This window comes from Thalassobaculum litoreum DSM 18839 (assembly GCF_900102465.1).
GTDB lineage: Bacteria > Pseudomonadota > Alphaproteobacteria > Thalassobaculales > Thalassobaculaceae > Thalassobaculum > Thalassobaculum litoreum.
Genome location: NZ_FNBW01000006.1, coordinates 255,683 through 280,537, shown reverse-complemented (window position 1 = coordinate 280,537; position 24,855 = coordinate 255,683). Strand labels below are relative to the sequence as shown.

The following is a 24,855-nucleotide window of genomic DNA, read 5'->3' as shown; positions in this document are numbered from 1 at the left end:
TCAGAAGCTCTCGCGCGCCTCGGCCACGAACTGGCGCGGCGTCTTGCCGGTAACCGTGCGGAAGGCATGGGCGAAGGCGCTCGGCGTCTCGAACCCCACGTCATAGGCGACCATGGTCACCGGGCGGCCTTCGCAGAGCCGCTCGATGGCGGCCATGACCCGGGAATACCGCCGCAGGTCGCGGAAGGTCATGCCGGTCTGCGCCCGCACCGCCCGGATCAGGCTACGCTCGGAGAAGCCCAGCCGCCTGGCCCACTGCGCCAGCGGCGTCCGGTCCGCCGGCGCGGCATTCAGATGCGCCACCAGCTCGGCGATGCGCGGGTCGGCCGGATAGGGCAGGCGCAGCGGCGGCAGGCCCGCCCCGGCGATCTCCTGCAGCAGGATCTCCAGCAGGGCCGGCCGCAGCCCGCCTCCGTCGCCTTCGGCAAGACGGACGAGCACTTCGCGCAGCAGCGGCGAGACCGCGATCATCCGCACATCGGCAAACACCTCGGGACAGGCGCGGCTGAGATAGGCGGTGCGCATCCCCACCTCGCCGTCGCAGCGGATCTCGTGGTCGAGTTCCGCCGGTATCCAGAGCGCCCGGCCGAGCGGCAGGAACCAGATCCCGCCGCTCGCGACCACCCGCATGGCGCCGGAGATCGCATGAATGAGCTGATGGGCGGGGTGGGTGTGGCGCTCGATCGCCGTGCCGGACCCGTAGGTCAGCGCGAAGCCGACCACATCGGGCCGCCCCGGGTCTGGCATGTCGGGCTCTGGGATATCCGGGTTTGGCATCTTGGGATCAGTATTGGGCATTCTATCGACAGACGGCAAGGCATCACACCGCCAGGCTGCCATGGTCACTCCCGATCGAGGCCGCCATGTCCCGCACCGAACTGCTGCTCTTCCTCAATGCCGCTCATTTCCTGACCCATTACGGCCTGCTGATCTTTCCGACCGCCGCCCTGGCCATCGCCCCGGCCTGGGGCATGACCTTCGCGGACGTGCTGCTGCTGGGATCGCCGCTCTATGTCGCCTTCGCCCTGGGCACGCTGCCGGCGGGGTGGCTGGGCGATCGCTACGACCGGCTGGCGCTGATCGCGGTCGCCTTCCTGGGGATCGGCGGGTCGTGCCTCGCGATCGCCCTGTCGAGCGGTCCGGTCTCCCTGGCAGCCGGTCTCGGCGCGCTCGGCCTGTTCGCGTCCCTGTACCATCCCGTCGGCCTCGCCCTGGTGACCGATGGCGAATCCCGGTCGGGGCGGGCGCTGGCGGTCAACGGCGTCTTCGGCAATCTCGGCCTGGCCGGAGCCGCCGCGGCGACCGGCGTGCTGGCCCAGGTCTGGCACTGGCAGGCGGCCTTCGCCGTCCCCTGCACGATCGCGCTCCTGATCGGCGGCCTGCTCTTCGCCCGTTCCGGCCTGAACGTCGACCGGCGCTGCCCGACGCGCGCGCCGTCCGGCGACGGGCCCTCGTCCGGCAGCCTCCCGCATCAGAGGACGGTGTTCCTGGTGGTCTGCGTCTCGGCGCTGCTGGGCGGGCTGATCTTCAACATGGTCACCATCGCCCTGCCGAAATTCCTGGACGAGCGCCTGGCCCGGAACGGCATCGATCTGGCCTGGATCGGCCTGTCCACCGGGCTCGTCTTCGCGGTGGCGGCGATCGCTCAGCTGCCGGTGGGCGAGTTGCTGGACCGGATCGGCGCCCGTCCGGTGCTGACCGCCCTGCTGACCGCACAGGCGGCACTGTTCCTCGCCCTGTCCCAGGCGACCGGCTGGGGCGCCCTGGTCCTGGCGCTGCTCGCCGTGACCTGTCTGTTTGCGGAGATCCCGATCACGACCTGGCTGCTGGGGCGCCACCTGGCGCCCGGCATCCGGTCGCGGGCGATCTCGGTAGAGTATACGCTGTCGCTGGGCGTGGGATCGGTCGCCGCGCCGCTCCTCGCCGTGCTGCACGGGGTCGGGATCGGCTTTTCAGTCCAGTTCGTCGGCCTTGCAATCTGTGCCTGCGCCGTTCTCGTCGCGGCCCGGTGCCTACCGGGTCAGAGCCCATCAGGGTCCGATCGACGCATCTGATCCTGATCGGCCCCTAGATGTCGCGCTTCGGCATCAGTTCCTTCTTCAGCGCGCCCCAGTCCCAACCGACCACCCGGGAGCGGTGCAGCCCCTCCGGCAGATTGGTGTGGGCGGTCGATCCGGCGACCAGCACGCCCACGACGTTCAGGTTCGCGCGTTTGGCGAATTTGATCTCTTCGTTGACGTTCCGGCTCACACCGGACATCGGCGTGACCAGGACCAGGGCGACCGTCGCCGTCCGCATCCTGTCGGTGACCACGACCTCCTTGTGACGCGGGTCTAAATCTTCACGTTTTGATGCGCCGGTCACCTGGACCGGCCAGTTCTGCTCCGCCATCTCGTGCAGGAATTTCCGGGCGGTCAGCCGTTCCCGCGACAAATCGAAGATCACGTGTATCCGAGTAACGTCTTCAGCCATCGTCTGATGCAACTTTTCCGAAAATTACCATCAAAATCCCCAACGGACGTTAAGGTTTAGTTAGGGATTTCTGTGTCTCATGTCGGCAGCCCACCAAGCTTTGCGGACGAGAGACAGATGCATCGAGCCGACGCATACCTTCTCGATGGGGCGACGGACGCGTCCGCACCGAACCCTCACGCCACCGACAACGGCGAACGCCTGCTTGAGGCCGTCGACAGCACGCTTGTGTACGCGTTCCAGCCGATCGTCAACATCGATACCGGAATCGCCTTCGGTTACGAGGCGCTGCTGCGGGGTGTCGATCAGGCCGGATACGCCTCGATCGCCGAGTTCTTCGACACCGCCTACACGAGCGGCGTGCTGGAGGAGGTGGAGCGCCGGCTGCAACGCAAGGCGGTGGACGCCTTCGTCAAGCTGCCGAGCCGCACCGCCATGCTGTTCCTGAACGTCGACGCCCGACTGCTGGCCTCCGGCGGCCGGACCATCATCGACGGCATGGCCGCCGCCATCGCCGCCAGCGGCATGAGCGCCGACCGGTTCTGCCTGGAACTTCCGGAAACCCAGGACATCGTCGCCGGCGACGATGCCCTGCCCGTCATGCACCAGATCTCCGGCGCCGGGGTGCGGCTGGCGCTCGACGATTTCGGCCAGGGTTACTCGCGCCTGCGCCTGCTGCACGAGCTGCAGCCGAACTTCGTGAAGATAGACCGCTACTTCGTCAACGGCGTCTCCGCCGATCCGAAGCGGCGCCTGTTCCTGTCCCGCCTCGTCGACATCATGCATGTCTTCGGCATCGCCATGATCGCCGAGGGGGTGGAGACGGAGGCCGATTTCCGGACCTGCAAGGATCTCGGCTTCGACTATGTCCAGGGGTACCTGATCCAGAAGCCGACGACCGATCTCGACCACATCCTGTCGCTGTATCCGATCGTCGCCGGGATGAACGCCCGCGAGCGGCGCAACCGTTCGACCGACAAGTCGCGGCTCCAGGGCCACCTGGAGATGCTGCCGACCATGGCGATCGACCTGCCCATGGTCGAGGTGTTCGACATGTTCCGCCAGCACCGGGACCTCAGCGTGATCCCGGTCGTCGATCAGGCCGGCGTGCCGGTGGGCGTGGTCGGCGATGCCGATCTGAAGACCTACGCCTATTCCCCGTTCGGTCGCGACCTGATCGCCAACAAGGCCTATGGCCGCTCGCTGCGCGATCTGGTGCGGTCCTGCCCGACCGCCAGCGTCGACATGCCGATCGAGAAGATCCTGGAAATCTTCGCCCATCGCTCCGACGCGCCGGGCATCCTGATGGTCGAGCGCGGGCGCTACGCCGGGTTCATGAGCTCGACCGCGCTGCTGAAGGTTCTGCACGAGAAGACCGTGGCCGCCGCCCGGGACCAGAACCCGCTGACCCGCCTGCCGGGCAACCTGTCGATCGGCGACTGGGTCAACGACGCGCTGGAGGATCTGGAGACCGGTATCGTGCTGGCCTATTTCGACTTCGACAGCTTCAAGCCGTTCAACGACACCTATGGGTTCCGCAACGGCGATCGGGCGATCCAGCTGTTCGCCGAGTCGCTGCAGAAGCACGCCGCCGACCACGACGCCTTCGTCGGCCATATCGGCGGCGACGACTTCTTCGCCGGCTTCCGCTGCGAGGATCCCGACCAGGTGACCGAGCAGGTGGCGGCGCTGATCAAGCGCTTTGCCCATGACGTGGAGAGCTTCTACGACGCCGAGACACGGGAGCGCGGCTTTCTGGAGATGCGGGGCCGCGACGGACGGCTCAACCGCTACGGCCTGCTGACCGTGAGCGCCGGACTGCTCAACCTGCGGGCCGGCCGCGACGAGGTGCCGATCGACACCGTCATGGACGCGATCGCCCGGCTGAAGAAGGAAGCCAAGCAGGCGGTCAGCGGCATGGCGGTCAGCCGCCTCGGCTGATCCCCATATCGGCCGATCTGCCGCCTCCGCCGATCGGCCTCCCGTCATCGCACCAGGGACGGCACCTTCAGGATCTTGAACGGCCCGATGGCCAGCCGGCCGTCCTGCATGGTCAGCGGCGCCTGCACCGAGGGGGAGCCCCCGTCGCTGCCGGTGCGCGAGAAGGCGGCCGTCGCCAGCCGCAGCAGGGCCGCCACATCCTGCGCCAGCAAGCCGCGATCCACCGCCCGGTCGATCATCGCCGGCAGGCCCCGCATTTCGGCCGAGGCCGCCCCTTCCGGCCGCATCATGCCGTCCAGGGTGATCGTGCCGTCGGCCGTCAGGTCCAGGGGGCGCCAGTTCAGTCCCAGATGCTCCACATCGATCACCCCGCCCGCATCGCGCCACAGGGCCAGCGACGACGGGTCGAGGGAAATCGGCAGCGGCCCGCGCACGCTCGCCCGGATGCGGCCGTCGGCGGGGCCCTCGAAGGGCAGGTTCGGGGTCAGCAGGTCGGTCGGCTCCAGCGCCTCCGCCGACAGGAAGAACTGCAGGGTCGCCGGCACGTCGTCGCCGTCATCCGTCGGCGTCGGGTCGGCCTCGACCACCAGCCGGTTCGCCCGGGCGACCACCTCGCGCCGGCGGTCGATGGCCACCGCTTGCCGCAGGTCGAGGGACAGGTGATCGAGTTCACCCGGCGAGAAGCGGATCGCCCCCTCGCCGCTGGCCGCCGTGAGGCCGACCGCGAGGGAGGGCGCCTGCCAGGAGCCTGTCACCGGCCCGGGACTGTCCAGATGCAGGGTGAACGGCTCCCAGGGCCGGGCGGAGATCACGAGCTTGTCGGTCGTGGTCATCAGGTCGCGCTGGCCGTCGACCCGGCCCCAGGCGACGTCCACATAGGTGAAGCGGATCCGCAGCGGAAAGCCGTCGAGTTCCCGGTCGCCATGGGTCAGCCGGTCGCCGACCGACCGGCGGAAATCCATCCAGCCGTCGATCGAGGCGCGGAGCTGGATCGACAGCAGGACCCAGCCGATGCTCCAGGCGATGGCGGCGAAGGCCAGGATGGCAAAGAGGATCATCGCCCAGAACCGTTTCCGGCCCGGCCTTGGCGGACGGCTCGGGGAAACGGGATCGATGGGATCGCTTGCGGTGGTCATTGCCTGCGCCTAGGTGCTTGGAAGAGAACAATACGGATCGGAACCGCGGCGGGGAAGAGATGTGGATGCGCGCAACGTGACGGCCACGGACGACGGCATTGGGGCCGGCGACATATGGGTCTTCGGCTACGGCTCGCTGATGTGGCGGCCGGGATTCGAGCACGTGGCCCGGGCGGACGCGCTGCTGCGCGGCTACCGGCGCCGACTCTGTGTGGTTTCGCGCCACCATCGCGGCACGGCGGCGCGGCCGGGGCTGGTCATGGGACTCGACCGCGGCGGCGCCTGCCGCGGCGTGGCCTACCGGGTGCCGGAAGCCGCGGTGCCCGAGACCCTGGCCTATCTGGACGAGCGCGAGATCGCCCACTACCCGGTCTACCGGCGCAGCATGGTGACGGTCGATCTGGGCGACGGCAGGCGGCAGCGGGCGGTGACCTATACCGTCGACCGGCGCGAGGCCGACTACGCCGGGGCCTTGAGCGTCGACCAGCAGGCAGCCATCGTCGCCGGTGCCCATGGCCTCTCGGGTCCGAACGCCGAATACCTGCGCCAGACCGTGGCGCATGTCCATGCCATGGGTCTGCGCGACCGGGCGCTGGAGGCGGTGCTCGCCGCGCTGGCCGAGCCTTCGCCGGCCACGGAGGAGATCGCCCGGCGCACGTTGGGTTTCTAAGGCTGGGCTATTGGCGCCGGGCGGCGAAGAAGTTCTTGAGCAGCGCCGAGGCCGCCGTCTCCTCCACCCCGCCGATCACCTCCGGGCGGTGGTGACAGGTCGGCTGGGTGAAGATGCGCGGACCGTGCTCGACGCCGCCGCCCTTGGGATCGTAGGCCCCGAAGATCAGACGGCGGATGCGGGCATGGGCGATGGCCTGGGCGCACATCGCGCAGGGCTCCAGCGTCACCACCAGATCGCAGTTCACGAGCCGGGGCGTGCCCAGGACCTGCGCCGCCGCCCGCAGGGCCAGGATCTCGGCATGGCCCGACGGATCCGGCGGCGCCTCCACCCGGTTATGCGCCTGGGCGACGACCTGTCCGGCGGCGTCCAGCACCACGGCCCCGACCGGCACCTCGCCCGCCTCGGCGGCGCGGCGGGCCTGCTCCAGAGCGATCGCCATCGGGGTCGTCGGTGTCCTCATGCGATCTGGATAGGGGTAGAGACACCGACTGTCCATCGCCGCGGCACGCTGCAGCAACATTGCGATCCGTCCGCGCGCGCGGTACACGCAGGAGGATGAACGCACCCCGCAAACCCGCCGACAGATCCACGGACAGATCCGCCGACAAGCCAGCCGGCCGACCAGGCCGACCGGCACCACGCCCGGTCGCCGAGCTGGAGGCCCTGTTCGAGGAACAGCGCGGCTCGGAACGGATCGCCAAGCGCCTGGCCCGCGCCGGCCTGTGCTCGCGCCGCGACGCCGAGCGCTGGATCGCCGACGGTCGGGTCGCGGTCGACGGCACGCTGCTGGACAGCCCGGCCGTCACCGTCACCGACGACAGCGAGATCGTGGTCGACGGCAAGCCCCTGCCGAAGATCGAGCCGCCGCGCCTGTGGCGCTTCCACAAGGACCGGGGCACCGTGACCACCGCCCGCGATCCCGAGGGCCGCAAGACCGTGTTCGACGCCCTGCCGCCGGATATGCCGCGGGTCGTCACGGTCGGCCGCCTCGACCTGGACAGCGAGGGGCTGCTGCTGCTGACCAATGACGGGGGGCTGGCGCGCTATCTGGAGCTGCCCTCGACCGGCTGGACCCGGCGCTACCGGGTGCGGGTCTTCGGACCGCTGGACGAGAAGGCGCTGGCCGGGCTGAAACGCGGCGTGACGATCGACGGGGTCGCCTACGGCGCCATCGACGTGACCATCGACAAGGCGTCGCGCACCAATTCCTGGCTCACGGTCGGCATCAAGGAAGGCAAGAACCGCGAGATCCGGCGGGTGATGGAGTATCTCGGACTGAGCGTCAGCCGGTTGCTGCGGATCTCCTACGGCCCGTTCCAGCTCGGCGACATCCCGACCAACGGCGTGGAAGAGGTGAAGACCCGGGTGCTGAAGGGCCAGCTCGGCCTCGATACCGGCGACGAGACCGGCCGGGCCAAGGCCAAGCCGAAACGCACCGGTACCAAGCCGCCGGGCGCGAAATCCGCCGGGCCCAAGGCCGCACCCTCAAAGCCGGGACCCGCCAAGGGAGCGGCCGCCAAGCCGGCGCCGGGGAAACCGGGTCCCGCCAAGTCTGACGCGCCACGCAAGAAGGACGGAAACCGTGCGGATCATCGCCGGAAAACACCGCGGAACTAACCTGCTCTCGCCGGAAGGCCTGGACACCCGCCCCACCCCCCAGCGGGTGCGCGAGGCGGTGTTCAGCATGCTGGAGAGCGGGCGCTTCGGCACGGTCCTGCGCGACCGGGTGGTTCTCGACCTGTTCGCCGGCACCGGGGCGATGGGCCTGGAGGCGCTGTCCCGGGGGGCCGAGCGGGTCGTGCTGGTCGACAACCATCCGACCGCCCTGGACGCGCTGCGGGCCAATGTTGAGAAGCTGCGGGCCGAGGCGCGGACCCAGGTCCGCTCCGGCGACGCCACCCGCTGGCATGATCGGGCCCAGGTCGCCTGCGGCGTGGTGTTCATGGACCCGCCCTATGGCAGCGAGGCGTGGGTCCCGGCCCTGGCGGCGGCGCTGAAGGGCGGCTGGATCGGCGACGACACGGTGGTGGTGATCGAGACCGACAAGCGCGAACGCACCGGGATTCCGGACGGCTTCGAGGTGCTGGACGAACGCAACCACGGCCGCGCGCGGATCCTGATGCTGGGCCGGACATCGGATGAGGCGGAAGTGGGCGCGTAAACTCTCCCCTACTCGTCTTCCCGGCTTCACGCCGGGACCGAGGGTGCCGCTCACCGGAGCCCTTCAGAACGCGACGAAGGTTCCAGCAGCCCCGTTCCTGGGTCCGGGCGCAGGGCCGGGAAGACGGTTGAGGAGAGGTGAGAGGCCCGCCCCCTCAGAACCGGATCTGAACCTTCATCGCCTGCCTGCGGTCGGCGGCGGTGCGGAAGGCCTGCATGGCGTCCTCGATGGGAAAGCTGTGGCTCAGCAGCGGCCCGGTATCGATCCGCCCCGAGCCCAGCAGCGCCACCGCCGTGGGAAACTCCCGGGCGAAGCGGAACGAGCTCTTCAGGGTCAGTTCCTTCACCATCACGTAATCCGCCGCGATCGTAACCTTCGGGTCGGCATAGGTCCCGACCTGCACCAGCACCCCGCCGGGGGCCAGCGCCTCCAGGCAGGCGCGCTGGGCGTGCGGATTGCCGGAACACTCGAACGCCACGTCGAACCGCCCGCGCGGATGCGCCGGGTCGGTGAGCCCGTCCGGAGTCTTCGCCACATTGACCACCCGGGTCGCGCCCAGCGCCTCGGCCGCCTTCAGCGGTTCGTCCATAACGTCGGTGATCACCGTCTCCACCGCCCCGCCGAGCCGGGCCACCACCAGACACAGGGCGCCGATCGGCCCGGCCCCGGTCACCAGCACCCGGCGGCCGAGCATCGGCCCGGCATGGCCGGCGGCGTGCAGGCAGACAGACAGCGGCTCGGCCAGGGCCGCCACGCCCGGATCGGTTCCCGCCGGCACCGGCACGCATTGCCGTGCCCGGGTGGCGAAGGTCTCCGCGAACAGGCCCTGGGCATGGGGGAACCGGCGCGAGGACCCCAGGAACAGCATGTCGCCGCAGAGATTCTCGCGACCGGACCTGCAGTGGTCACAGGTGCCGCAGGGGTGGCTCGGATTGATCGCCACCGCATCGCCGACCGCCAGCCCCTCCACACCGGGACCGACCTCGGCGATCCGCCCCGCCGCCTCATGGCCGAGCACGAAGGGCTCGCGCACCGGGAAGTCGCCCATGCGGGCATGGTGGAAGTAGTGCAGGTCGGAGCCGCAGATGCCGCCGGCCTCCACCCGCACCCGGACTTCGCCGTCGCCGAGCGGGCGTTCGTCCCGTGGCTCGACCCGCAGGTCCTCGATCCCGTGCAGGACGGTCGCGCGCATGGCTTCGTCCCCCTACTCGGCCGCCTGGCTCTTGGTTTCCAGATCGGCGTGGTCGCGCTCGAACGTCCACACGTCCTCGAAGCCCATGGCCTTGGAGAAGGTCATGAAATCGGAGATCGGAACCTCTAGTTCGGTCGAGGCGCCGGTCCGCTTCAGGGTGGAATAGACCGAGTTGAGGGCGTGGCCCACGGCGAGGAAACCGGCAGCCGGGTAGATCGCGAGCTGGTAGCCGATCTCGGCATACTGCTCGGCGGTGAGCACCGGCGTCTTGCCGCCCTCCACCACATTGACCAGCAGCGGCAGGTCGAAGCGCTTGCCGATGATCTCCATCTCCTCGACCGATTCCGGCGCCTCCACGAACAGGATGTCCGCCCCGGCCTTGGCGAAGGCCTCGGCCCGGCGCAGCGCCTCGTCGAGGCCGAGGGCGGTGCGGGCGTCGGTGCGGGCGATGATCAGGAAGTCGGCACTGTCCCGCGCCTCGGCCGCGACCTTGATCTTGGCCGCCGCCTGGTCGATCGGGATGACCTTGCGGTTCGGGGTGTGGCCGCATTTTTTGGGGAATTCCTGGTCCTCAAGCTGGATCGCCGCCGCCCCGGCGCGCTCGTAGCCCCGGACCGTATGGTCGACGTTCAGCAGCCCGCCATAGCCGGTGTCGCCGTCGCAGATCAGCGGCGCCTTCGACAGCTCGGACAGGGTGCGCACCCGCTCCACCATGTCGCGGTAGGAGGCGAGGCCGGCATCGGGCAGGCCCAGATGCGAGGCGACCGTGCCGTAGCCGGTCATGTACAGCGCGTCGAAGCCCATGGCGTCGGCCAGCCGCACCGACACGCCGTCGAACACGCCCGGCGCGGTGAGAAGCTTGCCCTTCTGGAACTTGCTCTTGAGGGTGGCCATTTCCGTTCATCCTCCCGTGTATCCTTGTTGCCGGGAGGGTACGCCGAGGCGGGCGGCGATCAAAGGTGCAGAAACGCAAGCCGGGTTTGGGAGGTTGCGCTCCCCGCTGCCTACCCTCCTTCACTCCCCGGATTTAGTCCGGGGCCCACCGTTCGACCGCACGGGCGACGGAGATCCCGCGGTGAACTCAGTGCCGCATCGAGGCGTAGGCCCCGGAATAAATGCGGGGAGTGATGGAAAGGAAAAGTGAGGGAAGAAAAGGGGAAAAACCCGCCTCAGAAATCCGTCGTCCGGCCCTTGTGTTCCCAGTCGCCAAAGCGGGTCGGTTCCGGGCCGTTGTAGCCGCCGCGCTCGGGCGGCAGGTCCTTGGCCGCCGCGCGGGGATCGAGCTGGGCCGGAACGGCAACCTCCTCGCCCGGCGCGGGGATACGCTTCGCGCGGTCGGACGCTTTCGGTGCCTCCTTGGTCTGCGGGACGGACACCTGACGGAACTGGGGCTGCTTCGACTCGCTCATGATGTGCGGATATAGGGCGTTTGGCGGCGATCCGCCAGATCTTGAAGGGGCGCCCCCGCCCCCACACATGCAATCGGGTTTCACGCACATCTGCACAGGAGAGCGCCGGCATGTTCCGGGTCAGTCTGATGATCGCCGCCCTGACGGCGCTGTTCATGGGCGTGGGCTACCTGCTGGGCGGCAGCGGCGGCATGGTGATCGCCCTGCTGCTGGCCGGCGGCATGAACCTGTTCGCCTACTGGAACTCCGACAAGATGGTCCTGCGGATGCACGGAGCCCGGCAGATCGGCCGGACCGAGCTGCCCTGGTTCCACGACATGATCGGCCAGCTCGCGCAGCGCGCGGATCTGCCGATGCCCAAGGTCTATGTGATCGACCAGGATCAGCCCAACGCCTTCGCCACCGGCCGCAACCCGGAGAACGCCGCCGTCGCCGCGACCACCGGCCTGCTGCGCCACCTCTCCCACGAGGAAATCGCCGGGGTGATGGCCCACGAGCTGGCGCATGTGAAGAACCGCGACACCCTGATCATGACCATCACCGCCACCATCGCCGGGGCGATCTCGATGCTGGCCAACATGGCGATGTGGAGCTCGTTCCTGGGTGGCAACCGCAACAATCCGATGGGCATCGTCGGCGTGCTGGCCATGACGATCCTGGCGCCGCTGGCCGCCACTCTGGTGCAGATGGCGATCAGCCGGGTGCGGGAATACGACGCCGACCGGATCGGCGCGGAGATCTGCGGCCGGCCTCTCTGGCTCGCCTCGGCCCTGCAGAAGCTGGAGAACGGCGCGCGCCAGATCGACAACCACGCCGCCGAGAACAACCCGGCGACAGCGCATATGTTCATCGTCAATCCGCTGCACGCCCATGCGCTCGACGGCCTGTTCGCCACCCACCCGCCGATGCGCGAGCGGATCGCCCGGCTGATGGCGCTGGCCGGACAGGACGCGCCGCAGCGGGGGCCGTGGGGGTAGAACCCTAGCCCTTCCCCAGGAACCCGAGCACCGCCTCGTCGAACAGTTTCGGCTGCTCGATATTCGCCAGATGCGCCGCCTCGGGCAGGATCTCCAGCCTGGCGCCCTCGATGCGCTTCTGGATTTCGCGGGCGGCGTCGGGAGTGGTGCCGGGATCGTCGGCGCCGACCACCACCAGGGTCGGGGCGGCGATCGCCTGGATGGTCTCGCGCTGGTCCATCGCCTGGATTGCCCGGCAGCAGCCCACGAAGCCGGCCACCGGCGTGTTCAGGATCATCTCGCGGACCTTGTCCACCGCGTCCGGGTCGCGCTTCTGAAACGGCCCGGTGAACCAGCGCATGATCGTGGCGTCGACGACGCCGTCCATCCCGTCCACCGCGGCGGTGTCGATCCGCCCCTCCCACAGCTCGGGCGGGCCCATGTAACAGGCGGTGTCGCAGAGCACGAGCCGCTCGACCCGGTCGGGATGCAGCGTGGCGAGCCGCTGACCGACCATGCCGCCCTTGGACAGGCCGCAGAAATCCGTCTTGTCGATGCCCAGATGGTCGAGCAGGCCGATCGCGTCGTCGACCAGGGTCTCGATGCTGTAGGCGCCGTCGGGTGCCGACGACTTGCCGTGGCCGCGGCTGTCGTAGCGGATCACCTTGTAGTGCTTGCGGAACGCCGGCATCTGCGGGTCCCACATGTGCAGCGTGGAGGCCAGCGAATTGGAGAACAGGATCGGCGGGCCGTCCTCCCGGCCGGAAATCTCGTAATACAGATCGATGCCGTTGATCTTGGCGTGCGGCATGGCGTTTCCCCGCTTGGTTCTTCGTTGAGTCCGAGTGATGGGCAGACGATGGATGGATTATCGTTCCGGATCGGTCCGATCATTACACCGCCCCGCCGCCCCGGCGTCGACCCTCGACATGTGAAGCTTCGGCATCCGCGGGGCCTTCGAGCCTCGACATCGCCGGCCTCGAGGTGTCGAATGCCCCGGCTTCCGCCCAGAGGACCCACATGCCCATTCCAGCGCTGACCGTCGACGACCTGTACCGCCACACCGACCTCTCCAAACTCGGCTTCAAGACCACCAAGGAGCTGGAGCCGGTCGACACGCTGATCGGCCAGGACCGCGCGCTGGAGGCGGTGCGCTTCGCCGCCCGCATGCGGTCCCGCGGCTACAACCTGTTCGTCATCGGACCCAAGGGCTCCGGCAAGCACGCCGCCGTGCGCGGCTATCTCCGGGACCGGGCCGCCCGGTTCCCCGCCGGCGACGACTGGGTCTATGTCAACGACTTCAAGGATCCGCACCGGCCCCTCGCCCTGCGCCTGCCGCCGGGCGAGGGACCTAACCTGCACCGGCGGATCGAGAAGCTGATCGCCGATCTGACCGCCTCGGTCGCCGCCGTGCTCGAGGGCGAGGAGTACCGCGGCCGCCGCGAGGCGATCGACCAGGAATTCGCCAAGCAGGGCGAGCAGTCGCTGGAAGGCGTGGCCGCCGCCGCCAAGGAGCGCGACCTGCTGCTGGTGCGCACGGAGCAGGGCTTCGCCGTGGTGCCGGAGGATGGCGGCAAGCCGATGGCGCAGGAGAAGTTCAACGCCCTGCCGCAGATCCGGCGCGAGCGGCTGCAGGCCGCCATTCAGGAGGTCCAGGCGCTGCTGCGCGATGCCCTGCACAAGGCGCCGCTGCTGGAGCGCGACCGCCAGAAGGCGATCCGGGCGCTGAACGACAGCGTCGCGCGGTCTCTGGTGGACGAGGAGATGACCGAGGTCCGCGAGGGCATGACCCCGACCGAGGAGCTGGCGGCCTGGCTGGCCGCGCTGGAGGAGGATCTGATCGAGAAGATCCACGTCTTCGCCCAGCCGGCTGAGGCTCGGCAGGGGCAGGGGTCGGGATCTGGGCAGGGGTCGGGGCCGACCGATCCGGCCGCCGCTCCCGACCCCCAGCGCCGGTTCCGGGTCAACGTCTTCGTCAGCCACGAGGCCGAGGTCGGCGCGCCGGTGGTGATCGAGGACCACCCGACCCTCGGCCGGCTGGTCGGCCGCATCGAGTACCGAGCCCAGATGGGCTCGATGCTGACCGACTTCACCCTGATCCGCCCCGGCGCCCTGCACTGCGCCAATGGCGGCTATCTGCTGATCGACGCACTGAAACTGCTCCAGCAGCCGTTCGCCTGGGACGCCCTGAAACGTGCGCTGTACAGCGGCCGGGTGACGATCGAGAGCCCGCAGGACGCGGCGACCACCACCCTCGCGGTGTCGATCCAGCCGGCCGACATCCCGCTGTCGGTCAAGGTGGTGCTGTTCGGCGACCAGCGGCTCTATCACACCCTGGCGGCGGCCGATCCGGACTTCGCCGACCTGTTCAAGGTGGCCGCCGATTTCGACGACATCATGGAGCGCGACGACGAGCACGACGCGCTCTATGCGCGGCTGATCGCCACCATCCAGAAGAACGAGACCCTGCGTCCCTTCAACCGCAAGGCGGTGGAGCGGGTGATCGAACACTGCTCGCGGCTGGTCGCCGACCGGGATCGGGTGACCACCCGGGTCGGGCTGATCGCCGACCTGATGCGGGAGGCCGACTACCAGGCCCGCGAGCACAACCACAAGACCGTGGTGGAGGCGGATGTCGAGGCCGCCCTGGAGGCCTATCGCCGGCGCTCCGACCGGATCGAACGGCGCATGCGCGAACAGATCCTGGCCGAGACCATGCTGATCGACACCGACGGAGCGGAGGTCGGCCAGGTCAACGGGCTCAGCGTGCTGCAGATCGGGACCCACAGCTTCGGTCGGCCGACCCGGATCACCGCGCGCGTGCGTCCCGGCAACGGCAAGGTCGTCGATATCGAGCGCGAGGTCGAGCTGGGCGGCCCGCTGCACTCAAAGGGGATGCTGATCCTGCAGGGATATCTGGCGGCGACCTACGCCACCGACGTGCCCGCCTCGCTGCAGGCCAGCGTGGTGTTCGAGCAGTCCTATGGCGGGGTGGACGGCGACAGCGCGTCATCCACCGAACTCTACGCCCTGCTCTCGGCCCTGTCGGAGGTGCCGATCCGCCAGGGCATCGCCGTCACCGGCTCGGTCAACCAGATGGGCGACGTCCAGGCGATCGGCGGGGTGAACGAGAAGATCGAAGGTTTCTTCGACATCTGCGCCGCCCGCGGCCTGACCGGCGATCAGGGGGTGATGATCCCGGCCGCCAACACCCGCCACCTGATGCTCAAGGAAGAGGTGCGCGACGCGGTGAAGGCCGGGAAGTTCAAGGTCTGGGCGGTGTCGACCATCGCCGAGGGGATCGAGATCCTGACCGGCGTGCCCGCCGGCCCGCGCGGGGCCGACGGATCGTATCCGGACGGCACGGTCAATGCCCGGGTCGAGGCGCGGATGCGGGCCTTCGCCGAGACCCGGCGCCGGTTCATCGAGCGCGAGGTCTAGAGACCGCGGGGCTTAGACCTTGGGCTCCGGCCCCGTCCACTCGCTGACCACGTCCTCATAGGCCGGACGGCCGCGTTCGGTCGGCGCCTCGGTCGGGGTGCCGATATAGATGAAGCCGATGATGTCGGTGTCGGCGTCGTGGCCCAGCGCTTCCTTCACCGTGGGGTGGAAGGCCGGCCATTCGGTCAGCCACTGGGCGGCGAAGCCGCTGGCATGGGCCGCCACCAGGATGTTCTGGCAGAGCGCACCGCCGGACAGCCGCTGCTCCAGCTCCGGGATCTTGGGATGGTGCGGGTCGATCTTGGAGGTCACCGCCAGCAGCACCGGGCTGCGCGACGGGCGAAGCCGCTCCATGTCCACCAGCCGCTTCTCGGCATCCGGATTGTCGGCCAGATAGACCGAGGCCAGCACGTCGCCCAGGGCGAGCTGGCCCTCCTTGAGCAGGACCTGGACCCGCCAGGGGCCGATCTTGCCGTGGTCGGGGACGCGCAGGCCGGCGGCGATGATCTTCTGCAGGGTGACGGCGTCGGGCCCCGGCTCGCTCAGATTCTTGGCGACGACCGAGCGGCGGGTCAGCAGCAGGTCGAGCGTGTCGGGGGAAGCGGCGGTCGCGACGGTTTCAGCGACAGACATGTGAACGTGCTCCGATTGAGTATGCCGCGAAGATAGGGTTCCATACCCTTGAGGCAAAGACCCATCGGTGCAAGGTGGTTTTGCGACTCACTTGCAGCAAGAGATTTACCCTGGAAATATCTGGTATTTTATGCATTATCGGCCGGTCGCCAAAAGGGCGGCACCCGGCCGACCGGCCCCCCGAAAGAAGTTCGGAGGATACGATGTTCCAGACCACCCTTGCCCGACTGTCCGTCGCCGCCCTGCTGCTTGGCCTGCTGGGAGGATGCAATCCCTATGTCTGGGGAGGCGGCGCGCTGGCGCTCGGCCCCAATCTGGCGACGGGGCGCAACGGCTTCTACCACCTGAACAAGGTGATGGGTAAGCGCTGCTCGGATTCGACCTATTTCGACCGGCCTGTGCACTGCGTGAACGAGATCGACTGACCTGATCGGCCCCGCGGAACCGGCCCTTCGGAACCGGACCTGCGCGGCGGCGGGTCAGAACTCGGCGTCGTCGATCACCATCGGTTCGTCCTCGGCCGCCTCGACCCAGACCTTCATGGCCTCCATCGACCAGACCGCGTCGGCATAGGCCTGCTCCTGCTCGCCCAGATCCACGGCGAAGGTCCGGAAGCGGCTGACCACCGGCGCGTACATGGCGTCGGCGATGGTGAAACGGCCGAACAGGAACGGCCCGTCGCCGCCATGGCGCGACAGGCATTGGCGCCAGATCGCCTTCACCCGGTCGATGTCCTCCTGCACGCCCGGCTTGCGGCCCTCCTTGGGGAAGGAGGAGCGGATATTCATCGGCATATGCGTGCGCAGGGCGGTGAAGCCGCTATGCATCTCGGCCGACACGGACCGGGCCAGGGCGCGGGCCGCGCGGTCCGCCGGCCACAGACCGGCATCCGGCGCCAGCTCGGCGGCATACTCGCCGATCGCCAGGCTGTCCCAGACCGTCAGGTCGCCATGGACCAGGCAGGGGACCCGCCCGGAAGGCGAGTGTTTCAGCAGCGCGCTCTTGGATCCGGACTCGCTGAGTGCGATGAGAACCTCATCGGCCTTGAGACCGGCCTGACGCAGGATCAGCCAGGCCCGAAGAGACCAGCTCGAGTAGTTCTTGTTCCCGATGATCAAGGTCAGGGGACTGTCGGCCGTGTCTGCCATAACATCTCGCCATTCAGTTGCGCAGACCCCTATGTGGGGTGCTCGCTTGTGCCTGTTAAGCAGCAGCGAGTATACCGGATGTACGGAACTGTCACCGCTCATTCGTCCTTTGTCCAACAGCCAGGAGCAACCGCCGTGGCCTTCAACCTCGTCGCCCGCGCCACCGCAGGAACCATTCCGGTCACCCCGGTCACCGCCGACGGACTGAAGGAATGGGCCGTGGAGGCCGACGCCGCCACCAAGACCTGGATCGCCGCCACCGGCTACAAGGCCAAGCCCTGCGAGACCTGCGTGGTCCCCGGCAAGGCGGGGGACATCGCCCGGGTGCTGGTCGGGGTCGAGGAGGCCGACCGGATCGGCGTGTGGGACTTCGCCGGCCTGCCGGGATCCCTGCCCGCCGGACGCTATGCCATCGACGCCGACCTGTCGGGCGCGGACGCGACCCGGGCCGCGACCGGCTGGGCACTGGCGACCTACCGCTTCACCCGCTACACCGAGATGCCCGAGATCGAGGCGGAACTGGTCTGGCCGAAAGGGGCGGACCGCGACCATGTGGAGAATATCGCCGCGTCGACCGCCCTCGCCCGCGACCTGATCAACACCCCCGGCTCCGACCTGCGGCCGAGCGAGCTGGCCGAGACGGCCAAGGCGCTGGCCAAGGAGTTCAAGGCGAAGATCGCCGTCACCGTCGGCGACCAGCTGCTGAAGAAGAACTACCCGACGATCCACATGGTCGGCCGCGGGGCGGAGGATGCGCCGCGCCTGATCGACATGGTCTGGGGCGACGCCAAGCATCCGAAGGTCACCCTGGTCGGCAAGGGCGTGTGCTTCGACACCGGCGGCTACGACCTGAAGCCGTCCAACGGCATGCTGACCATGAAGAAGGACATGGGCGGCTCCGCCCAGGTGCTGGCGCTGGCCCGCATGATCATGGCGGCGAACCTGCCGGTGCGTCTGCGGGTGCTGGTGCCGGCGGTGATGAACATGGTCTCCGGCAACGCCTTCCTGCCGATGGACATCTGCCGCACCCGCAAGGGCACGACGGTGGAGGTCGGCAACACCGACGCCGAGGGCCGGCTGGTGCTCTGCGACGCCCTGACCGAGGCCGACAGCGAGCAGCCCGACCTGCTGATCGACTTCGCCACCCTGACCGGCGCCGCCCGCGTGGCGCTCGGCCCAGACCTGCCGGCGATGTTCTGCAACGACGATTCGCTCGCCGGCGACATCCTCGCCAGCGGCCTAGCGGAGGAGGATCCGCTGTGGCGCCTGCCGCTGCACCAGCCCTACAAGGCGATGCTGAAGACCAAGATCGCCGACCTGTCCAATACCGGGTCGGGCCCGTATGGCGGCGCCATCACCGCGGCCCTGTTCCTGGAGCATTTCGTTTCCAAAACAACACCCTGGATGCATGTGGATCTGATCGCCTGGAACCTGCGCGATCGCCCCGGCCGGCCGGAAGGCGGCGAAGCCCAGGGCATCCGCGCGACCTTCCAGACGATCAAGGCGCGGTTCGGCGGCTGAACGATCGACTGGGATCGAAACGATCGCTCTTCCCTTTGCCGCCAAGGACATGTATCTTCGATCCGCTTCCGGAACGACCGGGAAAGGCCCGTCGATGCACCGATCCGATCAGCAGCACCGAGTCCTGAACCTGTGGCGGGCCGCCACCGTGCAGAGCGTGCGCCGTGACGGGCCCGACCTTACCGCCCGGCAGATGGGGCTCCTGCTGACCGTCTATCTGACCACGCCGCCGCATACCGTGCGCGGGCTGGCCATCGCCCTGAACATCTCCAAGCCCGCGGTCACCCGGGCGCTCGACCGGCTGTGCACGCTGGGATTCCTGCGCCGCAAGGTGGACGATGAGGACCGGCGCAGCGTGCTGGTCCAGCGCACCGTGAAGGGCTCGGTCTTCCTGTCGGAATTCGCCGGACTGATCCTGGCGGCGGAAGCGGGCGACACCGTTGACGGCGCGGACGACGATGCGGATGAGCGGCCGCTCGCCGTCTGACCATTCGCTGTCCGACCGCTGGCTGCCTGACCGCTGGCTGCCTGGCCGTTCGGGGGCCGGCCGCTACCGGGCCACGTCCAATGCCTCAAGCCGCGCCCGGGCGGCATCTGCAACCGCTCCGTCCGGCGCCAGTTCCAGCACCTTGATCCAGTCACGGCGCGCGGCCGCCTTGTCGCCGGCGAGTTCGTCGAGAATGCCCCGCTCCAGCCAGGCGCCGGGATGGTTCGGATCGACGGCCAGGGCCCGGGTCACGTCGTCGCGCGCCAGGTCCGGCACGCCGAGATAGCGGTAGGCGGCGGCCCGGTAGAGCAGCAGCTCCACATCCTCGGGCGCGCGCTGCAGGGCGAGGTCCAGATCGTCGATCGCCGCCCAGTGATCGCCGAGCGACATCCAGGCCACCGCCCGGTCCGCCCGGAGCTGGGGGTCGTCTGGGCGGACGTTGATCACCAGGGACAGCAGCTGGGCCGCCCGCTCCGCCCGGCCGGACATCATCCAGCCCTGGGCGGCCTGGGCGATCAGGCCCAGGCGCAGATCGATCCGGGCGTCGGGGACCTCGCCTGCCAGCTTCTCCAGCCGGGCGGCCGCCTCCTCATAGGCGTCCAGGCCGAGCAGGGCGACCGCCGCGCAGTGCCGCGCCGGCAGCCCACCGCCCGCCTTGTACCAGTCCAGCGCGGCCTCATAGGCCGCCTTGGGCTCGGAGTCCGCCTGGGTCAGGCAGGCGTCGTACATCGCCGCTTGCTGCTCGCCGCCGGCCGTCTGGGCCGATGCCGCCCCGACCTGGCCGAAAACCAGCCCCACAATCGCCAGGATCAGGGCCGTCTTCTTTACCGGTTGGTAAGAGGATCTGGTGGAGACTTGCATCATGATGTCAGAAGAACGTCCAGACAAAGTCGGCGAATCCTCGATCGGCACTTCAAGGCTCTCACCTGATGCCGCCGCCCAGCTGCGCGAGATCGCCCACGAACTCCGCAATCCGCTGAACGCGCTGTCGGCGATCATGGAGATCATGAAGGACGAGCGCTTCGGCCCGCTTGGCAGCGCGCGTTACAAGGAATACGCGGCCCTTGCGCATGACGCGACCTCAAAAATGATCGGCCTGTGCGACAAGCTGGTCCAGGCCCCGCTGACCCGGCCCGAGCCGTCCTCCGTTCCGGTCTCGACCCTGCTCGCGGACCTCGCCGCCATGTACCGGCCGATGGCCGAGGCCCGGGGCCTGTCCCTGGAGGTCGATGTCCAGCCCGACCTGCCCGAGCTCTCGGTCAACATCGCCCTGCTCGGCACGGTTCTGAACAACCTGCTGACCAACGCCATCAAGTTCACACCCCGGGGCGGCCGGGTCTCGCTGATCGCCCGGCGCGAGCCGCTGGAGAACGTGGCGGTGTTCGTGGTCGCCGACAACGGCATCGGCATGGATCCGACGATCCTGGCCGATCAGATGAACTCGGTCGACCCGAGCGACCGCGCACCCAGCACCGTCGGCCCCCATGGCGATACCGGGTCCGGCCTCGGCCTGATGATCGCCCGGCGCACGGTGGCCGAGTTGGGCGGCACGCTGGAATTCCGCGCCGGCACGTCGGGCGGCACCTGCGCCATCATCCGCCTGCCGCTCGGCACCGGCAGGCCTTAGCCTCCCGACAGTTCCGCCACCGCCCCGGCCAGCAGGGCCAGGTCCCGCTCGGTCGACAGCCGGTGGTCGCCGTCCTTCACCAGATGCACCTGGACGTCGTCGGTCTCCAGCCGCTCCGCCAACAGAACGGAAAGGCGGTGCGGCACGCTGGTGTCGCGCATGCCGTGCAGCAGGCGCACCGGCGCGGCGATCGGAATCGGTCCGCGCATGATCAGATGGTTCCGCCCCTCCTCGATCAGATCCATGGTGATCGTGTAGGGCTCCTCGGAATACTCCGACGGCTCCAGATAGACCCGCTCGGTGGTCAGGGCCCGCCGGACCGTCTCGTCGAACTCCGCCCACATCAGGTCCTCGGTGAAGTCCGGCGCCGCGGCGATGCCGACCAGCCCCGCCACCCGTTCGGGCCGGGCCAGGGCGAGGAGCAGGGCGATCCAGCCGCCCATGGACGATCCGACCACGATCACCGGGCCGTCGGTGACCGCGTCGAAAACGGCCAGGGCGTCGGATCTCCACAGGCCGATCGTGCCGTCCCGGAACGCGCCGGAGGACTGGCCGTGGCCGCGATAGTCGAACCGGGTGAAGGCCTGCCCGCGCGCCCGGGCCAGGGCCTCCAGGGCCAGGGCCTTGGTGCCGGTCATGTCGGACATGAATCCGCCGCAGAACAGGATCCCGGGCTGCCGCCCCGGCACGTGATGATAGGCCAGGGTCTCGCCATCCTGCGTGGTCAAGGTCTTGGGTGCCGGAGAGGGCGTTTCGCCATGCTGTGACGTGGGCGTCATTGTGCTAGGGTCTCTTTTCGAATTGGACCGTACCGATTGCTGGATTTGCCGGTGACAGAGCCGTTGGAGGCCGGCGCGACCGCCGCGCCCGATCCTAACATTTCCGACGAAGATTTCGAGGCGTTCCGGCCCGGCCATGGCGGCATGGGGCCGACCGTCCTGCAAATGCTGCCCGCGCTGGTCTCCGGCGGGGTGGAACGCGGCACGGTCGACATGTCCCGGGCCATCGTCCAGGCCGGTTGGCGGTCGCTGGTGGTCTCGCGCGGCGGCCCGATGGTGCGCGAGCTGGAACGGATCGGCGCCACCCATATCGAACTGCCGGTCCATTCCAAGAACCCGCTGCACTGGCGCGCGACCTTCGATTCGCTGGTCGACCTGATCCATCGCGAGCGGGTCGACCTGGTGCATGCGCGCTCGCGCATTCCCGCCTGGCTCGGAATCAAGGCGGCGGCGCGCAACCGGGTGCCCTTCGTCACCACCTTTCACCAGCGCCCGGCCGCCTCCAACGCCCTGAAGCGCGCCTACAATTCGGTGATGGTGCGCGGCGAGCGGGTGATCGCCATCTCCCACTACATCGCCGAGCGGCTGCTCGCCGATTACGGCCTGGACGCCGCCCGACTGCGGGTGATCCCGCGCGGGGTGGATCTGGAGCTGTTCGACCCGGACAAGGTGCCGGCGGAACGGATGATCCGGCTGGTCAACAAGTGGCGCCTGCCCGACGGGGTCCCGGTGATCATGATGCCGGGACGGATCACCGCCTGGAAGGGCCACAAGCTGCTGATCGACGCGCTGGCGCAGCTGGAGCGCGGATCCTTTCGCTGCCTCATGGTCGGTGACGACACCGCGCGACCGGACGCCAAGAAGGCGCTGGAAGCCCATGCCCATGCCTCCGGCGTGGGCGGCTATGTGCATTTCGTCGGCCGGACCGACGATATGCCCGCCGCCTACAAGCTGGCCAATGTGGTGGTCTCCGCCAGCCTGGATCCGGAGCCGTTCGGCCGGGTGATGATCGAGGCCCAGGCCATGGGCCGGCCGATCGTCGCAGCCGATCACGGCGGCGCGCGGGAAACCGTGCTGCCGGGCGAGACCGGCTGGCTGGTGCAGCCCGGCGATGCCGGCGCGCTGGCCGCGGGGCTGCGCACCGCGCTGTCCGTCGACGAGGACGCCCGCGCGGCCCTGTCGGCCAAGGCCATCGCCCATGTGCGCCGGAACTTCTCGCGCTATCAGATGTGCGCCCGCACCCTGTCCGTCTATACCGAGGTCCTGGCCGCGCGGGGCTGCGAACGCCTATGACCGCCGCTTCCGCCATCGACCGCGTGCTGGTGATCAAGCTCGGCGCGCTGGGGGACTTTCTGCTCGCGCTCGGCCCGATGCAGGCGATCCGGCGGGACCATCCTTCGGCCCGCCTGACCCTGCTGACCCGCGCGCCGTACCTCGACCTGGCGCAGGCGAGCGGCCTGTTCGACGAGATCTGGATCGATTCCGCGCCGAAGCTCAATCCCCTCGCCTGGCTCGCCCTGCGCCGAAAGCTGCGCGGCGGGCGGTTCCGGCGGGTCTACGACCTGCAGACCTCCGACCGGTCGGCCGGCTATTTCCGCCTGCTCGGCGGCGCCGGCGGGCCGGAATGGTGCGGCAAAGTGCCGGGATGCAGCCACCGCCACGTCTATGACGCGCCCTCACCCCTGCACACGGTCGAGCGCCAGCGCGAACAACTCGCCATCGCCGGGATCGACGACGTGCCGCTGTCGGATCTGGGCTTCCTCGACGCACCGATCGCCGACCGCCTGCCGGCCCGGCCCTTCGTCCTGCTGATCCCCGGCGCTTCGCCGGGGCGTCCGGCCAAACGCTGGCCGGCGGACCGGTTCGGCGACCTCGCCGCGCGGCTGGACGCGCAGGGCCTCGGCACCGCCGTCGCCGGCACCGCCGGGGAAGGCGACCTCGCCGACGCGATCCAGGCGGCGGCCCCCGAGGCGCTCGACCTGACCGGGGCGACATCCCTGCCGGAGCTCGCGGCTTTCGCCCGGGCGGCCCGGCTGGTGATCGGCAACGACACCGGGCCCACCCATCTGGCCGCCCTGGCCGGGGCGCCGACCCTGGCCCTGTTCTCCGCCGACAGCGATCCCGGCCGTACCGGCCCGCGCGGCCCGCATACCCGCGCATTGCAGCGCGACGATCTGGCGGACCTGGATGTCGAGGCGGTTCTGGCGGAGACCGGCGACTGGATCGCCCGCGACCCGCGGTTGGGAGACGGCGCTACCTGAGCGGATGCGCCGGCGCGCTCAGCACCGCCTGCAGCAGCAGCAGGCCCAGCACCAGGATCGCCAGCCCGCCCAGCACGGCGACGCCCTCCGCCGCCAGCGACAGGCCCCCCGCATGCGCCGGCATCCGCGCCGCCAGCCGCCGGGCCATGTCGCGGGCGAAGACCGACAGGGCGGCCAGGACCCCGACGGTGATCGCCGTGCCCAGGGACATCGCCAGCACCGAGGCAATGCCGGTCAGCCGCAGGCCCATTGAATAGGCGACCACCAGGACCAGCACCGCGCCGCTGCAGGGCCGGATGCCGATCGACAGGACCAGGGCGGCAGCGCCGCGCAGGCTCAGCGGCGCGGCCAGATCCTCGCGGCTGGGACCGTGGGAATGGCCGCAATGGGCGTGATCGTGTGCGTGGTCGTGAGGGTGATCATGATGATGATCGTGAGCGTCGTGGTGAGGGTCGTGCGCGGCAGGCGATCCGGCCAGCGCGCGGAGCAGCCGGCGCCCGCGGGCGAAGACCAGCCCCGCGCCCACCAGGGCGATCAGCCCGTAGCTCGCCGCCTCCAGGCTCGGCACAACGCCCTCCGCCTGGCGCATGGTGAGGCCGAGGACCCGAACCGTCGCCTCGACCACCAGGATCGCCACCAGACCCTGCACCAGGGCCGCCGCAAGGGACAGGATCAGCCCCCGCTTCAGCTCGCTCTCCTGGGTCAGCAGGTAGGTGGAGATCACCACCTTGCCGTGGCCCGGGCCGGCCGCGTGGAAGATGCCGTAGAGGAAGCTGAGCCCCACCAGCGTCCAGGCCGCGACCATCCCCTCTTCGCGCACCGCGGTGATCGCGGCGGCGAGGCCCCGATGCAGCTCGCGCTGGATGACCTGGATCTCCAGGGCGATCCGCGACCAGTACGGGATCGACAGGTCGAACTGCGGCGCGAAGGCCAGCAGGATCGCCGCACCGACCAGCAGAACCAGTCCGCCGGCCGGCAGGAGGAGCCGGGGGTTCATCCGGAGTTCGGTCGAGGACAT

At 69.3% G+C, this 24,855-nt stretch carries 26 protein-coding genes; 13 read left to right on the top strand and 13 right to left on the bottom strand.

Going from position 1 to position 24,855, the window contains the following annotated elements; all coding sequences use genetic code 11:
- Positions 1-747, bottom strand: coding sequence for an AraC family transcriptional regulator (locus tag BLS34_RS11785; protein ID WP_175474194.1), 747 nt, complete (start codon positions 745-747; stop codon positions 1-3).
- Positions 748-863: 116 nt separating this feature from the next.
- Between BLS34_RS11785 and BLS34_RS11780 the strand changes: the two genes are divergently transcribed.
- Positions 864-2,054, top strand: coding sequence for an MFS transporter (locus BLS34_RS11780; RefSeq protein ID WP_093150450.1), 1,191 nt, complete (start codon positions 864-866; stop codon positions 2,052-2,054).
- A gap of 13 nt (positions 2,055-2,067) precedes the next feature.
- Here the strand turns inward: BLS34_RS11780 and BLS34_RS11775 are convergent, their stop codons facing one another.
- Complete coding sequence (locus BLS34_RS11775) at positions 2,068-2,445, bottom strand: TIR domain-containing protein (RefSeq protein ID WP_028796343.1); 378 nt, start codon at positions 2,443-2,445, stop codon at positions 2,068-2,070.
- A 144-nt stretch (positions 2,446-2,589) separates the two neighbouring features.
- Between BLS34_RS11775 and BLS34_RS11770 the strand changes: the two genes are divergently transcribed.
- The gene (locus BLS34_RS11770) at positions 2,590-4,413 is read left to right on the top strand and encodes a GGDEF domain-containing protein (protein WP_093150448.1); all 1,824 of its coding nucleotides are present in this window, start codon (positions 2,590-2,592) and stop codon (positions 4,411-4,413) included.
- 44 nt (positions 4,414-4,457) lie between these two features.
- Here the strand turns inward: BLS34_RS11770 and BLS34_RS11765 are convergent, their stop codons facing one another.
- On the bottom strand, positions 4,458-5,471 hold the full coding sequence (locus tag BLS34_RS11765) for a DUF2125 domain-containing protein (RefSeq protein ID WP_028796342.1): 1,014 nt from the start codon (positions 5,469-5,471) through the stop codon (positions 4,458-4,460).
- Between the two features lie 154 nt (positions 5,472-5,625).
- On the opposite strand from BLS34_RS11765, the gene BLS34_RS11760 reads away from it, so the two are divergent.
- On the top strand, positions 5,626-6,219 hold the full coding sequence (locus BLS34_RS11760; RefSeq protein ID WP_245701963.1) for a gamma-glutamylcyclotransferase: 594 nt from the start codon (positions 5,626-5,628) through the stop codon (positions 6,217-6,219).
- A 7-nt stretch (positions 6,220-6,226) separates the two neighbouring features.
- Here BLS34_RS11760 and BLS34_RS11755 read toward each other — a convergent pair whose 3' ends face one another.
- Positions 6,227-6,661: a nucleoside deaminase gene (locus tag BLS34_RS11755; RefSeq protein WP_093150445.1), complete on the bottom strand. Its 435-nt coding sequence runs from the start codon at positions 6,659-6,661 to the stop codon at positions 6,227-6,229.
- 116 nt (positions 6,662-6,777) lie between these two features.
- On the opposite strand from BLS34_RS11755, the gene BLS34_RS11750 reads away from it, so the two are divergent.
- Positions 6,778-7,839, top strand: coding sequence for a pseudouridine synthase (locus BLS34_RS11750; protein WP_245701962.1), 1,062 nt, complete (start codon positions 6,778-6,780; stop codon positions 7,837-7,839).
- Positions 7,805-8,383 carry a 16S rRNA (guanine(966)-N(2))-methyltransferase RsmD gene (rsmD, locus tag BLS34_RS11745; protein ID WP_028796339.1) on the top strand — a complete coding sequence of 193 codons (579 nt, stop codon included), beginning with the start codon at positions 7,805-7,807 and terminating at the stop codon, positions 8,381-8,383. The genes BLS34_RS11750 and rsmD overlap by 35 nt, the downstream gene beginning before the upstream one ends.
- A 154-nt stretch (positions 8,384-8,537) precedes the next feature.
- Here rsmD and BLS34_RS11740 read toward each other — a convergent pair whose 3' ends face one another.
- The 3 genes from BLS34_RS11740 to BLS34_RS11730 form a co-directional block, all read right to left on the bottom strand.
- Positions 8,538-9,575, bottom strand: coding sequence for an L-idonate 5-dehydrogenase (locus tag BLS34_RS11740; protein ID WP_093150443.1), 1,038 nt, complete (start codon positions 9,573-9,575; stop codon positions 8,538-8,540).
- Between the two features lie 12 nt (positions 9,576-9,587).
- Positions 9,588-10,469, bottom strand: a complete 882-nt coding sequence (locus tag BLS34_RS11735) for an isocitrate lyase/PEP mutase family protein (protein ID WP_028796337.1) — start codon at positions 10,467-10,469, stop codon at positions 9,588-9,590.
- A gap of 275 nt (positions 10,470-10,744) precedes the next feature.
- A complete protein-coding gene (locus BLS34_RS11730; protein ID WP_038015776.1) occupies positions 10,745-10,984 on the bottom strand; it encodes a DUF1674 domain-containing protein in 240 nt (79 codons plus the stop codon).
- A 110-nt stretch (positions 10,985-11,094) separates the two neighbouring features.
- Between BLS34_RS11730 and htpX the strand changes: the two genes are divergently transcribed.
- Entirely contained in the window at positions 11,095-11,961 is an 867-nt protein-coding gene (gene htpX / locus BLS34_RS11725; protein ID WP_028796336.1) for a zinc metalloprotease HtpX, read from the top strand.
- Positions 11,962-11,965: 4 nt separating this feature from the next.
- On the opposite strand, the gene pcaD is transcribed toward htpX, so the two are convergent.
- The gene (gene pcaD, locus BLS34_RS11720) at positions 11,966-12,751 is read right to left on the bottom strand and encodes a 3-oxoadipate enol-lactonase (protein WP_093150441.1); all 786 of its coding nucleotides are present in this window, start codon (positions 12,749-12,751) and stop codon (positions 11,966-11,968) included.
- A 209-nt stretch (positions 12,752-12,960) separates the two neighbouring features.
- Here pcaD and BLS34_RS11715 point away from each other — a divergent pair, with 209 nt between their 5' ends.
- Complete coding sequence (locus BLS34_RS11715; RefSeq protein ID WP_093150440.1) at positions 12,961-15,381, top strand: Lon protease family protein; 2,421 nt, start codon at positions 12,961-12,963, stop codon at positions 15,379-15,381.
- Between the two features lie 12 nt (positions 15,382-15,393).
- On the opposite strand, the gene BLS34_RS11710 is transcribed toward BLS34_RS11715, so the two are convergent.
- On the bottom strand, positions 15,394-16,014 hold the full coding sequence (locus BLS34_RS11710; RefSeq protein WP_093150437.1) for a nitroreductase family protein: 621 nt from the start codon (positions 16,012-16,014) through the stop codon (positions 15,394-15,396).
- 203 nt (positions 16,015-16,217) lie between these two features.
- On the opposite strand from BLS34_RS11710, the gene BLS34_RS11705 reads away from it, so the two are divergent.
- The gene (locus BLS34_RS11705) at positions 16,218-16,439 is read left to right on the top strand and encodes a hypothetical protein (RefSeq protein WP_093150434.1); all 222 of its coding nucleotides are present in this window, start codon (positions 16,218-16,220) and stop codon (positions 16,437-16,439) included.
- Between the two features lie 54 nt (positions 16,440-16,493).
- Here BLS34_RS11705 and BLS34_RS11700 read toward each other — a convergent pair whose 3' ends face one another.
- Positions 16,494-17,162 carry a glutathione S-transferase family protein gene (locus BLS34_RS11700; protein ID WP_028796331.1) on the bottom strand — a complete coding sequence of 223 codons (669 nt, stop codon included), beginning with the start codon at positions 17,160-17,162 and terminating at the stop codon, positions 16,494-16,496.
- Between the two features lie 135 nt (positions 17,163-17,297).
- Here BLS34_RS11700 and BLS34_RS11695 point away from each other — a divergent pair, with 135 nt between their 5' ends.
- The gene (locus tag BLS34_RS11695; RefSeq protein ID WP_245701961.1) at positions 17,298-18,683 is read left to right on the top strand and encodes a leucyl aminopeptidase family protein; all 1,386 of its coding nucleotides are present in this window, start codon (positions 17,298-17,300) and stop codon (positions 18,681-18,683) included.
- 94 nt (positions 18,684-18,777) lie between these two features.
- Positions 18,778-19,170 (top strand): MarR family transcriptional regulator, encoded by a 393-nt coding sequence (locus tag BLS34_RS11690; protein ID WP_028796329.1) that lies wholly within the window; start codon positions 18,778-18,780, stop codon positions 19,168-19,170.
- Positions 19,171-19,233: 63 nt separating this feature from the next.
- On the opposite strand, the gene BLS34_RS11685 is transcribed toward BLS34_RS11690, so the two are convergent.
- Positions 19,234-20,031, bottom strand: a complete 798-nt coding sequence (locus tag BLS34_RS11685) for a tetratricopeptide repeat protein (RefSeq protein WP_139189240.1) — start codon at positions 20,029-20,031, stop codon at positions 19,234-19,236.
- A gap of 1 nt (position 20,032) precedes the next feature.
- Between BLS34_RS11685 and BLS34_RS11680 the strand changes: the two genes are divergently transcribed.
- Positions 20,033-20,797, top strand: coding sequence for a sensor histidine kinase (locus BLS34_RS11680; protein WP_028796327.1), 765 nt, complete (start codon positions 20,033-20,035; stop codon positions 20,795-20,797).
- Here BLS34_RS11680 and BLS34_RS11675 read toward each other — a convergent pair.
- Positions 20,794-21,576 (bottom strand): alpha/beta hydrolase, encoded by a 783-nt coding sequence (locus tag BLS34_RS11675; protein WP_093150422.1) that lies wholly within the window; start codon positions 21,574-21,576, stop codon positions 20,794-20,796. The genes BLS34_RS11680 and BLS34_RS11675 overlap by 4 nt on opposite strands.
- Positions 21,577-21,627: 51 nt before the next feature.
- On the opposite strand from BLS34_RS11675, the gene BLS34_RS11670 reads away from it, so the two are divergent.
- Both BLS34_RS11670 and BLS34_RS11665 read left to right on the top strand, forming a co-directional pair.
- Positions 21,628-22,869, top strand: a complete 1,242-nt coding sequence (locus BLS34_RS11670) for a glycosyltransferase family 4 protein (RefSeq protein WP_093150540.1) — start codon at positions 21,628-21,630, stop codon at positions 22,867-22,869.
- Positions 22,866-23,837: a glycosyltransferase family 9 protein gene (locus BLS34_RS11665; RefSeq protein ID WP_093150420.1), complete on the top strand. Its 972-nt coding sequence runs from the start codon at positions 22,866-22,868 to the stop codon at positions 23,835-23,837. The genes BLS34_RS11670 and BLS34_RS11665 overlap by 4 nt, the downstream gene beginning before the upstream one ends.
- Here BLS34_RS11665 and BLS34_RS11660 read toward each other — a convergent pair.
- Positions 23,830-24,855, bottom strand: a complete 1,026-nt coding sequence (locus tag BLS34_RS11660; RefSeq protein ID WP_215906096.1) for a nickel/cobalt transporter — start codon at positions 24,853-24,855, stop codon at positions 23,830-23,832. The two genes, BLS34_RS11665 and BLS34_RS11660, sit on opposite strands and share 8 nt — an antisense overlap.

What these genes read in the sequence shown, in the direction of transcription:
- BLS34_RS11785 (WP_175474194.1), bottom strand. Translation starts at nt 747, where the DNA reads ATGCCAGACCCGGGGCGGCCCGATGTGGTCGGCTTCGCGCTGACCTAC.
- BLS34_RS11780 (WP_093150450.1), top strand. Translation starts at nt 864, where the DNA reads ATGTCCCGCACCGAACTGCTGCTCTTCCTCAATGCCGCTCATTTCCTG.
- BLS34_RS11770 (WP_093150448.1), top strand. Translation starts at nt 2,590, where the DNA reads ATGCATCGAGCCGACGCATACCTTCTCGATGGGGCGACGGACGCGTCC.
- BLS34_RS11765 (WP_028796342.1), bottom strand. Translation starts at nt 5,471, where the DNA reads ATGATCCTCTTTGCCATCCTGGCCTTCGCCGCCATCGCCTGGAGCATC.
- BLS34_RS11755 (WP_093150445.1), bottom strand. Translation starts at nt 6,661, where the DNA reads ATGGCGATCGCTCTGGAGCAGGCCCGCCGCGCCGCCGAGGCGGGCGAG.
- BLS34_RS11750 (WP_245701962.1), top strand. Translation starts at nt 6,778, where the DNA reads ATGAACGCACCCCGCAAACCCGCCGACAGATCCACGGACAGATCCGCC.
- BLS34_RS11740 (WP_093150443.1), bottom strand. Translation starts at nt 9,575, where the DNA reads ATGCGCGCGACCGTCCTGCACGGGATCGAGGACCTGCGGGTCGAGCCA.
- BLS34_RS11735 (WP_028796337.1), bottom strand. Translation starts at nt 10,469, where the DNA reads ATGGCCACCCTCAAGAGCAAGTTCCAGAAGGGCAAGCTTCTCACCGCG.
- BLS34_RS11730 (WP_038015776.1), bottom strand. Translation starts at nt 10,984, where the DNA reads ATGAGCGAGTCGAAGCAGCCCCAGTTCCGTCAGGTGTCCGTCCCGCAG.
- htpX (WP_028796336.1), top strand. Translation starts at nt 11,095, where the DNA reads ATGTTCCGGGTCAGTCTGATGATCGCCGCCCTGACGGCGCTGTTCATG.
- pcaD (WP_093150441.1), bottom strand. Translation starts at nt 12,751, where the DNA reads ATGCCGCACGCCAAGATCAACGGCATCGATCTGTATTACGAGATTTCC.
- BLS34_RS11715 (WP_093150440.1), top strand. Translation starts at nt 12,961, where the DNA reads ATGCCCATTCCAGCGCTGACCGTCGACGACCTGTACCGCCACACCGAC.
- BLS34_RS11710 (WP_093150437.1), bottom strand. Translation starts at nt 16,014, where the DNA reads ATGTCTGTCGCTGAAACCGTCGCGACCGCCGCTTCCCCCGACACGCTC.
- BLS34_RS11705 (WP_093150434.1), top strand. Translation starts at nt 16,218, where the DNA reads ATGTTCCAGACCACCCTTGCCCGACTGTCCGTCGCCGCCCTGCTGCTT.
- BLS34_RS11700 (WP_028796331.1), bottom strand. Translation starts at nt 17,162, where the DNA reads ATGGCAGACACGGCCGACAGTCCCCTGACCTTGATCATCGGGAACAAG.
- BLS34_RS11690 (WP_028796329.1), top strand. Translation starts at nt 18,778, where the DNA reads ATGCACCGATCCGATCAGCAGCACCGAGTCCTGAACCTGTGGCGGGCC.
- BLS34_RS11685 (WP_139189240.1), bottom strand. Translation starts at nt 20,031, where the DNA reads ATGCAAGTCTCCACCAGATCCTCTTACCAACCGGTAAAGAAGACGGCC.
- BLS34_RS11680 (WP_028796327.1), top strand. Translation starts at nt 20,033, where the DNA reads ATGATGTCAGAAGAACGTCCAGACAAAGTCGGCGAATCCTCGATCGGC.
- BLS34_RS11675 (WP_093150422.1), bottom strand. Translation starts at nt 21,576, where the DNA reads ATGACGCCCACGTCACAGCATGGCGAAACGCCCTCTCCGGCACCCAAG.
- BLS34_RS11665 (WP_093150420.1), top strand. Translation starts at nt 22,866, where the DNA reads ATGACCGCCGCTTCCGCCATCGACCGCGTGCTGGTGATCAAGCTCGGC.
- BLS34_RS11660 (WP_215906096.1), bottom strand. Translation starts at nt 24,855, where the DNA reads ATGTCCTCGACCGAACTCCGGATGAACCCCCGGCTCCTCCTGCCGGCC.